Genomic DNA, 11,941 nt, shown 5'->3' on the forward strand with positions numbered 1-11,941 from the left:
AAAGACGCAGTGAATGGACAATTTATAAAGCAGATGATTAAACGCGCACTAATGCAAAATAGAGGAGAACACGAACAGTGGATTACAGCTGATATGCTAAATGAACTGTACGATCAAGTCATTACCGAACAATTACAAGATGACCGCGAATTACATGAAATAGTACAAGATATTGTTTACGAATATGTGACGACTTATGCCTAAGTAAACGAAAAAAACCCGAAAAAAGAACATTTGTTCTCTTTCGGGTTTTTTGACTAGGTAAATGATACGTCACTCGTAATGCCTGCTTCTTCATCAAAACCAATTATGATTTCCATCGAATGAGAAGAAAAATGATGAATCTCGTCTAAGTAAAAACCAATTGCATCACTTATTTGTTGCTCAAAATAAATTAAATTCCGATGATTAGCTGATACTTCACAGCATACGCCATCATCTTCATTAAATTGAAATTCAATTTGTACATTTTCTGGAGGGATTCCTTCAAGGTCAGCTGCATATACACAAATTGCATTGGCAACATCTTGTTCATCAAAAAAGATTTTCACAAGCCACCTCACAAAGTTAATATTGGTTTCTACGAAAGATTCTCTTGATAAACCAAATAATAACTACTATCACTAAAATATCTAATAGTAAGCTAAAAAATGAGAAACCAAAGTGCTGACCGCCATAATAGCCGCCAAATGGGTTTAACATTGAGCCAAATAGGGAACCTAACCCAAATGCACCTGCATAACCAAAAAAGTTCCTTCCAGGACTTCTATAAGACCGATAACTTGATCTAGGTGCTGTCGGTCTGTAACTTCTATTTGAACGATACGATCTCCTAAGTGCAAGATTCGTTGATGTTTGTTTAGTCAGAACAAATGAGTTCGTATTTACCTTAATAGTTTGAGAATTATAGGTCCTACTTGCATCCACTGGGGATGACATAGCTAGCATAAAAAACAAAATCCACATGGATATCAGAGAATTTATTCTTTTCAATACTGCCCCTTCTTTCATCATCACATCTTTCTTAGTATGGATATATGTGAAAAAAAAATGTGATAATTAAGAAGCCTATAACCACTTAATATTTTGTTTTGTAAATAACTGGTCTGCTAAAAGGTGAGAAAAATAACCGACCGTACCAGCTAACCATAATCCGTTCATCATTAAATCTTTTTGCAGTAGATAACAAATTCCACTCCAAATCGCTAAAAAATAAAGTGAATGCGTTGGTCCACGATGTTTTAATCTTGATGAAACAGCAACAAATAACCCAAGCGCAACGATTGACCAATAACTATGAAAGAAAAACCATCCAATAACTGCAATTAATATGCCAGTTAACATCAAAATTGTTTTTATGTTCCGAAGCCAGCTAACTATCATAATAAATAATGTGAGAATACCTACTCCATAAATCCAAGAGCCAGAATAAATTAACGCGCCAGTTTTCATAACAATAAATAATGTAGCTGCTATAAAGATTAAGCTTAAAAAAATTTTTAGCGGCATTGAAACCTTTTTTGTCAGCGAGCTATTATGATGATCTAAATCAGGAGCTAAACTACTGATTGCTCCTACAATAAGTGGAACGATTATAGAATCATTCTTTGTTGCATACATTGTGACACCAGTTGCAAATAATCCTACAATTACATGACTTTTTCCATCCAAAATACTTACCTTCCTTATCTTACATACTCATACTCTAATTATAGTCGGACAAGGTTAGATTTCATATTAATATATTAACAAAAGATGGTAATTAAAGTCCTGATATCATTGACGATTGTTCATTTTTCTGACAAAATATAGGAAGCTCAATATTACAACTCGTCGATTGGAGAGTCTTTTAGACAATGACGTAGTTGCACTTACACTTTATTCGATAGAGATGGCTACTAAATCGTATTCTAAAATACTGCTGCCAATTTATACTTTTTAAAGTGTAATAAAATACTTTCACAGTTTGCTTTGGGGGAAATTATGCAAGAAAAAGAAATGAGTGTCATTGACCATTTAGATGAGCTTCGAAATCGAATCATAAAAGTTATTGTAGCATTCGTTATTTTTTTAGGGATTGGGTTGTATTATACGAAAACTATATTCAATTTCCTTGTTAAAGATTTGAATGGAAAACTTCTAGCATTAGGTCCAAGTGATGTGCTCTGGATTTATCTAATGATTGGTGGAGTATTCGCGATTGCGTGTAGTATCCCATTTATCGCTTATCAAATATGGGCATTTGTAAAGCCGGCCTTGCATGTAAAAGAACGAAAAACTACAATGCTATACATACCAGCTTTATTCATATTGTTTATTTGTGGCTTAGCATTTGGATATTATTTTATCTTTCCAAACGTTTTAAAGTTTTTACAAAACATCGGAGCAGACTTAGTAACAGTTACATTTACAGCTGAACGCTATTTTAGCTTCTTATTTAACTTAGTTATTCCTTTTGCATTTTTCTTTGATTTACCAGTCATTATCATGTTTTTAACAAGCATCGGAATCGTATCACCAGCATTTTTAAAAAAATCACGACGATTTGCCTATTTTATCCTTATCATTATAGGGACGGCAATCTCACCACCTGATTTTGTATCCGATATGATGACAAGCTTACCACTATTGGTTATATATGAACTAAGTATTCTTGTCTCATCTGTAGCATTTAGAAGAAGAATTAAACGCCTACAGCAAGAACCAGAATAAATAATATAAAACAGTACAAAAAAATGGACAGCATTATGCTTGTCCATTTCTTTTTGATTAACCTTATAGTAAAATATGTGATGTATACAGTGTAACTACTAAACCAGAAAAACTATACATCAGAGATGCTTTAATAGCAATTTTTCTTTGGAAATCTTTATGTAAATCGTTTAATTCAAGTCCTGCAACGCGTAACCATTGATACCTTTGTAACGGTGTATAGCTTTCTTTTTTAGCTGTTTTCCAGTAAAGGAACATCGTCGTAACGAATCCTACCATAATAGCAATATTACTAGCCGCTGAATCCGCGAGAACACTAACAAGGAACGTCAATATGACTTGTACAATTAGAATAGCAAAAACGTAAATGAACTTCTTCATGTTATTCCTCCTTATTTAAGCTTAACTAAATTATATCAAAAATACATTTTTCAGAATAGTGAAAATTTTGTAGAAAATATAGGTAGTTCGAACTAAAAAAAAGTCAAAAATTGCAAAAACTGGCTAAGGGAACAGGAATTTTCTTTATTAAGCTAAATCTTTCCTCCCATTTCAGTTTGTACGTTCGTCTTCTTTCTTGCACCAAACGAACAACTGTTCTACAATAGAAATATAGAAAAAAAGATTCTCAGAATTTTTGAGAATCTTTTCGATTAATTAAATGTTTTTAGTTGTTATCTTCTTTCGGTTTCGGTACGATGATAATTGTTTCTCCTTTTTTAGAGAACATGTATTCACCGCGAGCATAGTTTCCGATGTAATCCGGATCATTTAATAGTCTAACTTGCCTGTTTAAGTCTTTCTCTGTTTTAGTCAATTTTTTTTGTTCAACTTGTAGTTTTGACAGTTCACGTTGCTTTGCTGAGACAATTTTATTTTGACTAAACATATACATTACAGATCCAATAATTAGAGATACATATAAAATCATCAAAGTGATCCTATGGATTCGGATTGTCTTTCTTTTATGAGTCTGCGGAATATGAGCCTGCGGAAATTGATTACGAGAAGGCTTATTCATTTCTTCTCTTTGTGGATTATATAATTTTCGCGCTTCTGCCTTCACGTTAAAAACCTCCTTTTAAAAGTGATCATTCTATTCTAGTTTAACAACTAATGCTTTATTAGAAAAGAAAAAAAAGGCAAAACAAGTAAAAATTTGCCTATTTTGCACAAATTCACATTTTTTTTGTCGACTTCAGTCATGTATATCATCGGCACAAAGTCAGCAATTCTTAACTTCTTTATTATTTTTTGAATATTTTAAATTTTTTTAATAAAACTAGTTGACGAATATTTTCCTATAATGTATATTTAATATAAATTAACTGAATATTTAAACAGTTAAATTTTAGTAATCATGTTATACACATCCCCCCAATCCCTATCACCCAATTAGATAGGGATCTTTTTATGTTCAAAATTAAAATACAGAAGCTCTCAAATTACCATTTTAGGGAAAGTTGGATTATAATACTTTTTAAAGGAGGCTTAAAAAAATGCAAAAATTAGAAATCAGTGCTGCCCAAGATGCACTTCAAAATTATATAAATCAGACAGTCTATTTACATTTAGAAACTACAAATGGAGCTTACGCTAATCATTTTAACGAAAAAGTAATGACAGTAAATGCCTTTATCCGAAATACGAAGGTAGTCATTAGCCGTGCTACAATTACAGGAAAATACCCATACAGAGTAGGATTAAAACTTGAAGAAGGATGGGTTGTTGCAGAAGGATTAACAGATTTTGAAGTTGATGATCAAGATCGCCTCCTACTAGCAGGTCATAATGAAGATGGAAAGCTTGCAATTGCAATTCATTTAAGTCATACACCATTTTAAGAGAGGAGCACTAAAAATGAGTCAAAAAGAAGAAAAAGTATTACTTGTGTTCCCTCACCCTGATGATGAAGCCTTTGGGGCTGCTGGAACAATCTCTAAATTTACAAATAAAGGAATTCCCGTTACATACGCTTGTTTAACTTTAGGAGAAATGGGACGTAATATGGGAAATCCATTTTTCGCAACAAGAGAATCACTTCCGACAATTCGTAAAAATGAATTAATCGATGCTTGTAGAGAAATGGGAATCCAAGATTTAAGAATGCTAGGATTCCATGATAAAACAATTGAATTCGAAGATCCTGAGGCAGTAATCGAGCCAATTAAAGAAATTATCGACGAAATTCAACCAACATTATTAATTACTTTTTATCCAGATCATGGTGTTCACCCAGACCATGATGCAACTGCAAGAGCAGCTGTTGAGGCGGTTCGTCGTATGGATAAAGATGATCGCCCTACTGTATGGTGTATTGCGATTACAAAAGAACGTTTTGAAGTTTTAGGAAAACCAGATATCGTAAATGATGTAATGGATGTTGCAACCCAAAAACTAAGAACGATGAAAGCACACCGCTCTCAAACAGAGTCAATGCTAAAAGACGTTGTAAAAATCGAAAAGTTTGAAGATATTCCAGACGATCGATTAAAATCATTTTTTGCGAAAGAATCATTCTATACTTATCAATTCGAATAAGAAGGTATGTACAAGATCTTTGTAGAAAGAAGTGGAGATGAAACTATTCTGGAGGTAAATGAAATGTTGAAAATGAAGTATTTAATTTTATATGTTTCAAATCTAGAACAATCTCTTACTTTCTATACTGAATCTTTAGGTCTTCCTATTCGTGGGAACCATGGTACGTATGTAGAATTAGATACTGGTAATACTGTACTAGCTATGATTGAACGTGGAAATGTTCAAGAGCTAACAGGATTGACCTATAAAAGTACTGAAACATCTTCGCAAACCTTTGAAATTGGTTTTGTAACTGAAGATGTGCATTCTACAATAGAAGATTTACGAAAAAATGGTGTAACGATTATCAAAGAACCAATTACAAAGCCATGGGGTCAAACAGTAGCGTACGTTGCTGATCCAGATGGCCATTATATTGAAATTTGTAGTTCAATGGACTAATAAAATAGCTAAAAAAATCCATCTCTAAATAAAGAGATGGATTTTTTAGCTATTGAAAAATTATTTACCAAATTGCCGTAAATGTTGCCCAGTGATGTTGATTTCCACTATAGGTTGCTCGCTTTCCATGGGGCGAGACCTGAACCTCCTCGTTCCTATGGGGTCTTTAGCCTTCATTATTATAAATTTTTATTGATAGATAATTATGTCGATTTATGCTCGGAAAAATGATTACTTCTAAACTGCTTTGGGGTTAAACCAGTGTATTTTTTAAATATTTTTATAAAATAACTTTGGTCGTTGAAATTTAGCGATGTGCCGATGTCTGAAATCGAATAATTTGTTAATTGTAATAGCTTTTTTGATTCGTCAATTCGTTGCCGTTGAATGTATTCACTTATTGGTATACCAACTTCTTTTTTAAAAACTGATGATAAGTAATTCGGGCTTAAACGACTCATTTCTGCAAGGTGATCAAGTGTGATATCGTCATAAAGATGGTCATAAATATAATGCTGACATGCTGTAATTGTTGGAGAATATCTTTCTTCATTTAATTGGTGCACACGTTTGGCAAAATCCATTATCGCCTCTTCCGTTAATTTCAATATTGCATTTAAGCTTTCTAATTCCTCTAGTTGTTGAATATAGAAATCGCTTAAGGTAAAGGCAGTTTCATCATATAAACCACCTTCAATTGCCGCTCTACAAACAAGAGCAATTCCCGTTATCATTAAATTTTTTTCACTTCTTAGGCGATTTCGTTTCGATAATAATCCTAATTCTGCCTCACCGACAATAGAGTAATCGAGGATATCCTTTAATTTATCTATCCTTCCGTTTTTAACATACTCAAGCAAAACCCGTTCATATGAAAGATTGGAATGAAAAATGAAATTACTTCTCCCTTTTGATAGCTCAAGATCCAGATTCTCTAATTCAATCATATCAAGGCTCAATGCTTCATTATTTTGGATAACCATCGTTTTATTAAGCTTTTTATGGTATATCAAATAATAAACCAATAGACTAATCGTTAGGAATTGTTGACTACCAATAATGGGGATGGAATGGTAGTATTCAATGAGTTTCCTTTTATTAAGGTTTCCATTAAAAGCATCTATGATCTTACTGATCATTTCAATAGATATTTCTGACTCAAGAGTAGGACCTAAAATAATGGTACCTAAAAATAGATTCGTTTTTTTTAGATTGACAAAGAAAAAGTTCAAATTTGAATTTGCGAAGAATATAGGAAAATCCTTTGGATTATCTTCATAAGTATACACACTTATTTGCTCTTTGAACTGGCTGTAATATGGTTGATCCCCTAAGTCCCTACTTGAAAATTCATATTCAATCTCACCAAATTGATTGACATAATAAACAGGTATTTTATGAGCGTTATAAATAAGCTCACATATATATTTTAAATCTTGTATGGCTACTTCCATCTATTCTATAAACTCCTTTCAAATTTTTATTAATTCGGTTCACTTTTAAAAACTATATTAATAATTACTATTATTCGTAAGATAATACAATAAAATTTTCTAAACAAGCAATAAAATGAATCATGTAAGAAGAATAAGCAGGGAGGAATTAGACATGGAATTATTAAATAAAATTGCTGTCATAACTGGTGCAGGAAGTGGAATCGGAAGAGCAAGCAGTTTGAAACTTGCTAGTAATGGTGCAACAGTTGTATTAGTCGATTTCAATCAGAAAACAGGAGAAGAAACGTTAAAACTTGTGAAAGAACAAGGTGGAGAAGGCATCTTCATCCAGGCCGATGTTTCGAAAACTGAAGATGTACAAAACTATGTAAATAAAGCAGTCGAAACATATGGACGTATTGATATTTTCTTCAACAATGCAGGTGTTATCCAAAAGTTCGCACCTTTCACTTCAGTAGAAGAATCTGAATTTGACCGCATTATGTCGATCAATGTAAAAGGGGTCTTCCTTGGAATGAAATATGTGTTAAAAGTGATGGAGGAGCAAGGAAGTGGCTCTATTATTAATACCGCTTCTACTGCAGGGGTTCGTCCTGAACACAGTGTCGCTGTATATTCTGCAAGCAAGCATGCGGTTGTAGGCTTAACCAAGGGCGCTGCATTAGAATATGCGAAAAAAGGAATTCGCATTAATGCACTTTGTCCAGGAGGTGTGAAAACAGCATTAACAACAAGTGTTGAAGCTCAGTTTGCCACAGGTGGTTATGTTCCAGAAGACCTTCCAAATATGAGAATGGGTCGTTATGCTGATCCGAAAGAACTCGCTGAAATGGTTGTTTTCTTAGCATCAGATAAAGCAAGCTATATGACCGGTTCAACTGTTCTTGTAGATGGCGGGCTAACTTTATAGGATAGTGGAACAAGTGAGGTGAAAATCCTTTCATTTTGTAACTTAGTTGATTTCTCATTTCGTAACAAGAAGATTTAAAAAATTTTATCCAGAAGCACATATAAAACAACGCCAAATACTGGCTTGTTTTATATGTGCTTATTCATCATTCCTCTTGCATCTTTTGTTGTTATCGGTTGTCTGATAAATTTTTAACAGCGTTTGTAGTTGCGTCAACAGCATTCATTGCAGCATTCTCAGTGGCTTCTAATCCTTTATGTACAGAATGAAATGCAGCTCCTGCGGTATCTTTTATATTTTCTGAAAGACTTTGGTTCTTTTCTTCGTTGTTTTTATTTGTTTGATTAGACATCATATTTCACCTCCTAAACGGCTTTATGTTATGTAAAAAACAATAAGTTATTCTGGTGAATTTGTTGTTTGGTTATAAAACTGTCTAAGTTCATACTTTTTTATAACTTTGTCTATATAAATTTGTGTATTTCTAAAAATCTTGCTATAGAGCATAATGAAATGCATGGTTTCTTTTTCGATTGTAAACATAGAGGATAATCAATTTTTGATTATCCTCTATTCCAATCTATATAATCTTTTTCTACAACGAAAGAATGTGGCATCCAACAATCAGATTCTTCTGTTCCAATTTCATGCCCATTCTTACATACGACATTAATCCCATCAATTCTATCATAACCACAACAACCATTTAATCTCTCTTTATCATGATGATATTTTGTAATAAAAACATCATTTAAATTTATAAAAATTTGCCCTACGTTTCCTCCTTAGTGTTATGAACTAATCAACAATTTCCCAAAATTGAGATGCTGCTTTGGAAATTCGTTGGCCATTTAATTTAACCATTACAGGTTCTATATGAAAATCAAATTGTTTCAATTCAAATAGCATTGTATGTTCTAAAAATGCTGATGTGTAATCCATTCTCGGAATAACGGATAATCCTAGTCCTCTACTAACAAGATCTACAACCATCCTTAAATCTTTACACTCGATAATGATATTTGGCTTGACTTGATGTTCATCAAATGCTTTAAAGAGATCTTCATTGAAGGTGAGTCCTTCCATTGCTCCTAGCATAATGAATGGGAACTGCGCAATCTGTTCAATCGTCACATGCTGTGATGAAAACGATGTTAACCAACTTGATGGGATAATCACAGCGGTTGGTTGTTTTTTTAATATTTTCATCTCATATTGCTCGCTATTGCCCAATCGTAAAAGTAAGGCAACATCAATTTCTCTTTGTTCTAGTCTTTTTAATAATTCTTCTGAATTTCCTGTAACTATATTCATTTTAACTTTTGGATATTGTGTTCTAAACATACTAATATAGTCAATGAGCATATTCGAGCATGTAGACGATACGCCGATACTTACTGTTCCTCCTGTACCTTGTTCAATTTCTTCAATTTGCTGCTTTACATCTTGAATTTGCATTAGCATTTGATTGGCATATTGGTATAGTATTTCACCTGTTTCTGTAAGCTCCCATTTTTGACGATAACGCTGAATTAAAGTTGTGCCAAGATCATTTTCAAGCTTTTTTAACAACTGACTAAGTGGGGGCTGCGCGATATGTAGCACTTCTGCTGCTTTAGAAATACTTCCTTGTTTCACAATTTCTTTAAAATAATATAATTGACGAAAATCCATTTCATCTCTCCGTTATATGTTTTTTAATATGATTAGTTTACCATATATATATTTTTCATATCTTGAGTTTGATGTTAAATTTAATCTTATAGCTATAGTATTTATATTAATTAGGAAGTGAGAAATATTATGAATCATTGGAGCAGAACCTTGAAGCGTATCATCTTGTATGCGCTCGGGTTATTAATTATGTCGATGGGCATCAGCATGTCGATTCAAGCTGGATTTGGGGTATCGCCAGTTTCATCATTAGCATATGCAAGTACACTAACGACTGGTTTATCGGTAGGTGTGACAATGGCGCTAGCAAATGTTTTATATATTATTATTCAAATAATATTAAGTAAACGAATGGAGTTAAATGAATTTATAGGTCAATTCATTATTTCGTTTTTATTTGGTTTTTTCATGGATGCAACGCTTTTCATTGTACAACTTTTTCCTACACCTGAAACCATCATTGCTCGAATTGTCATTTTAGTTGTTAGTTTATTTGTTATAGCGGTCGGTTTAATGGGCTATACAACAGCGAAACTTCCTTTAATGCCGTACGATGCGTTAACTTATGTAATTAGTGAAAAGTTTAAATTAAAATTCGGTAAAGCAAAAATTTCAAGCGATTTAATAAATATTTGTGTGGCTGGTACAATCTGTGTAATTTTCATTCACTCATTAGGATCAATCGGAATCGGTACACTAATTGCCGCCTATTTTATCGGCAAAATTTTGGGGTGGATGATACCAAATTATCAACCAACTCTTCTACACTGGGTATATAAAACGGAGAAGGCTGCCTAAGGAATCATAATAAATATTTTGAGATTTCTCTTGAGCAACAAGAGCAATGGGTGTAATTGGAGGAACACTGAAATTTGGAGAGATATCCGATAATACTTTAATAAGGGAATTTTATGAAGAACTAGATATTAAAGTTGATATTAACGCTCCAGTTCACACATTGACGTCTGTTGTCAGTATAGCTGCAATTCTATGGAAGGTGTTTTATAAAATAAAAAAACAAAGCAGTTCTAAATAATCTACGATTTAGACTGCTTTGTTGGGATATGATCCGTCTTTATCTTAAATTACTGTGCGGTATAGCCACCATCAACAAGAAGAGTTGTACCATTAACAAAACTAGCATCATCACTTGCTAAAAATAAAACAGCCTTTGCTATTTCTTCTGGTTTTCCTAGTCTGCCTTGCGGATGAAGAGAAACTAAATATTCTTTATTTTTAGGATCAACATTTTTGAGTAATGGAGTATCAATATAACCAGGGCAAATCGCATTAATACGAATACCATTTTTTGCATAAGCAGTACATAGGTTTTGAGTTAATAGTTTTACCCCACCTTTTGAAGAGGAATAGGCTGTAGGACCTGGTAATGCCACAAAACTATGAATTGAACCAGCATTAACAATGACTCCGCCGGTGCCTTGTTTAAGAAACTGCTCAATAGAATATTTATCAGAAAGGAATACTCCTGACAAGTTAATATCAATGGTTCGTTTCCATTTATCAAATGACAATTCATGTGCTGGCGCATCATCAGCAACACCTGCATTTGCATACATAATATCTAACTTACTGTATTTATTCACGGTTTCATTAATCATCTGTTTAATATCTTCTTCTTTTGTTACATCAGTTTTAACAAATAACGTATCATATCCATTGGAATTCAATTCTTCTGATATCCCTTTACCTCGTTCAGAAAAATCTGCAATGACCACTTTTGCGCCTTCTTCAACAAAAAGGCGAACAGTCGCTTCACCAATTCCACTAGCTCCACCTGTAACAATTGCTACTTTGTCCTTTAATTTCACATCAATGCCTCCTAGATTTCAGTACCTTTCACCAATTATGATGACTACTTTATCTTCAAGTAAAATTACAAATGCCGACTTTATTATGCCACTATTTTAATATTCTATTCTTTTCTAAAATTTTTCTTATGCACAACCTCTAAGTCTTCCCCAATCGAAAAAACCCTACCCTAAACTTTCTGAAGAAGTTGTTAACTTTCCCCCTACTGGCTTAGCTAAATCAAAACATTCTAGAAATACTTATAAAGTCATTCCTTATTGAACTAACCTGCAATTTATTTCAATTAGAAAATCAACAATCTACTTTAACAGAGCCTACTTTTAAAAAAGATATAAGCGATGACCTAGGCTTTATTGGTATTTTTAAACCTGCT

At 33.1% G+C, this 11,941-nt stretch carries 16 protein-coding genes; 7 read left to right on the top strand and 9 right to left on the bottom strand.

Annotation, left to right across the window (positions count from 1 at the left end):
* Window positions 1-9: 9 nt before the first annotated feature.
* Complete coding sequence (locus CN601_RS10270) at window positions 10-204, top strand: YqzH family protein (RefSeq protein WP_098170980.1); 195 nt, start codon at window positions 10-12, stop codon at window positions 202-204.
* Window positions 205-257: 53 nt separating this feature from the next.
* On the opposite strand, the gene CN601_RS10275 is transcribed toward CN601_RS10270, so the two are convergent.
* The 3 genes from CN601_RS10275 to CN601_RS10285 all read right to left on the bottom strand — a co-directional run bounded on the left by CN601_RS10275 (window position 258) and on the right by CN601_RS10285 (window position 1,671).
* Window positions 258-551, bottom strand: coding sequence for a DUF2653 family protein (locus CN601_RS10275; RefSeq protein WP_179865513.1), 294 nt, complete (start codon window positions 549-551; stop codon window positions 258-260).
* A 16-nt stretch (window positions 552-567) separates the two neighbouring features.
* The gene (locus CN601_RS10280) at window positions 568-993 is read right to left on the bottom strand and encodes a hypothetical protein (protein ID WP_142317329.1); all 426 of its coding nucleotides are present in this window, start codon (window positions 991-993) and stop codon (window positions 568-570) included.
* 75 nt (window positions 994-1,068) lie between these two features.
* Complete coding sequence (locus tag CN601_RS10285) at window positions 1,069-1,671, bottom strand: metal-dependent hydrolase (RefSeq protein ID WP_172444026.1); 603 nt, start codon at window positions 1,669-1,671, stop codon at window positions 1,069-1,071.
* Between the two features lie 312 nt (window positions 1,672-1,983).
* Here CN601_RS10285 and tatC point away from each other — a divergent pair, with 312 nt between their 5' ends.
* Window positions 1,984-2,712 (top strand): twin-arginine translocase subunit TatC, encoded by a 729-nt coding sequence (tatC, locus tag CN601_RS10290; RefSeq protein ID WP_098120923.1) that lies wholly within the window; start codon window positions 1,984-1,986, stop codon window positions 2,710-2,712.
* Between the two features lie 63 nt (window positions 2,713-2,775).
* On the opposite strand, the gene CN601_RS10295 is transcribed toward tatC, so the two are convergent.
* Together CN601_RS10295 and CN601_RS10300 are read right to left on the bottom strand one after the other, a co-directional pair.
* Window positions 2,776-3,093: a hypothetical protein gene (locus CN601_RS10295; protein ID WP_098120922.1), complete on the bottom strand. Its 318-nt coding sequence runs from the start codon at window positions 3,091-3,093 to the stop codon at window positions 2,776-2,778.
* Window positions 3,094-3,379: 286 nt separating this feature from the next.
* Complete coding sequence (locus CN601_RS10300) at window positions 3,380-3,778, bottom strand: FtsB family cell division protein (RefSeq protein WP_098120921.1); 399 nt, start codon at window positions 3,776-3,778, stop codon at window positions 3,380-3,382.
* 433 nt (window positions 3,779-4,211) lie between these two features.
* Here CN601_RS10300 and CN601_RS10305 point away from each other — a divergent pair, with 433 nt between their 5' ends.
* The 3 genes from CN601_RS10305 (at window position 4,212) to CN601_RS10315 (ending at window position 5,697) form a co-directional block, all read left to right on the top strand.
* Window positions 4,212-4,556, top strand: a complete 345-nt coding sequence (locus CN601_RS10305) for a YojF family protein (RefSeq protein ID WP_098120920.1) — start codon at window positions 4,212-4,214, stop codon at window positions 4,554-4,556.
* Window positions 4,557-4,572: 16 nt separating this feature from the next.
* Complete coding sequence (gene bshB2 / locus CN601_RS10310) at window positions 4,573-5,253, top strand: bacillithiol biosynthesis deacetylase BshB2 (RefSeq protein WP_098120919.1); 681 nt, start codon at window positions 4,573-4,575, stop codon at window positions 5,251-5,253.
* 63 nt (window positions 5,254-5,316) lie between these two features.
* Entirely contained in the window at window positions 5,317-5,697 is a 381-nt protein-coding gene (locus CN601_RS10315) for a VOC family protein (protein ID WP_098120918.1), read from the top strand.
* Between the two features lie 203 nt (window positions 5,698-5,900).
* Here CN601_RS10315 and CN601_RS10320 read toward each other — a convergent pair whose 3' ends face one another.
* Complete coding sequence (locus CN601_RS10320) at window positions 5,901-7,151, bottom strand: helix-turn-helix domain-containing protein (RefSeq protein ID WP_098170983.1); 1,251 nt, start codon at window positions 7,149-7,151, stop codon at window positions 5,901-5,903.
* Between the two features lie 154 nt (window positions 7,152-7,305).
* Here CN601_RS10320 and CN601_RS10325 point away from each other — a divergent pair, with 154 nt between their 5' ends.
* The gene (locus CN601_RS10325; protein WP_098170984.1) at window positions 7,306-8,064 is read left to right on the top strand and encodes an SDR family NAD(P)-dependent oxidoreductase; all 759 of its coding nucleotides are present in this window, start codon (window positions 7,306-7,308) and stop codon (window positions 8,062-8,064) included.
* A 169-nt stretch (window positions 8,065-8,233) separates the two neighbouring features.
* Here the strand turns inward: CN601_RS10325 and CN601_RS10330 are convergent, their stop codons facing one another.
* Together CN601_RS10330 and CN601_RS10335 are read right to left on the bottom strand one after the other, a co-directional pair.
* Window positions 8,234-8,416, bottom strand: a complete 183-nt coding sequence (locus tag CN601_RS10330) for a hypothetical protein (RefSeq protein WP_098171144.1) — start codon at window positions 8,414-8,416, stop codon at window positions 8,234-8,236.
* 446 nt (window positions 8,417-8,862) lie between these two features.
* Entirely contained in the window at window positions 8,863-9,738 is an 876-nt protein-coding gene (locus CN601_RS10335) for a LysR family transcriptional regulator (protein ID WP_098120915.1), read from the bottom strand.
* Window positions 9,739-9,867: 129 nt separating this feature from the next.
* Here CN601_RS10335 and CN601_RS10340 point away from each other — a divergent pair, with 129 nt between their 5' ends.
* Window positions 9,868-10,536 carry a YczE/YyaS/YitT family protein gene (locus CN601_RS10340; protein WP_098170985.1) on the top strand — a complete coding sequence of 223 codons (669 nt, stop codon included), beginning with the start codon at window positions 9,868-9,870 and terminating at the stop codon, window positions 10,534-10,536.
* Window positions 10,537-10,823: 287 nt separating this feature from the next.
* On the opposite strand, the gene CN601_RS10350 is transcribed toward CN601_RS10340, so the two are convergent.
* The gene (locus tag CN601_RS10350) at window positions 10,824-11,567 is read right to left on the bottom strand and encodes an SDR family NAD(P)-dependent oxidoreductase (protein WP_098170987.1); all 744 of its coding nucleotides are present in this window, start codon (window positions 11,565-11,567) and stop codon (window positions 10,824-10,826) included.
* Between the last annotated feature and the right edge of the window lie 374 nt (window positions 11,568-11,941).

Source organism: Bacillus sp. AFS017336, assembly GCF_002555445.1.
In the GTDB taxonomy this organism is placed as follows: domain Bacteria; phylum Bacillota; class Bacilli; order Bacillales; family Bacillaceae_G; genus Gottfriedia.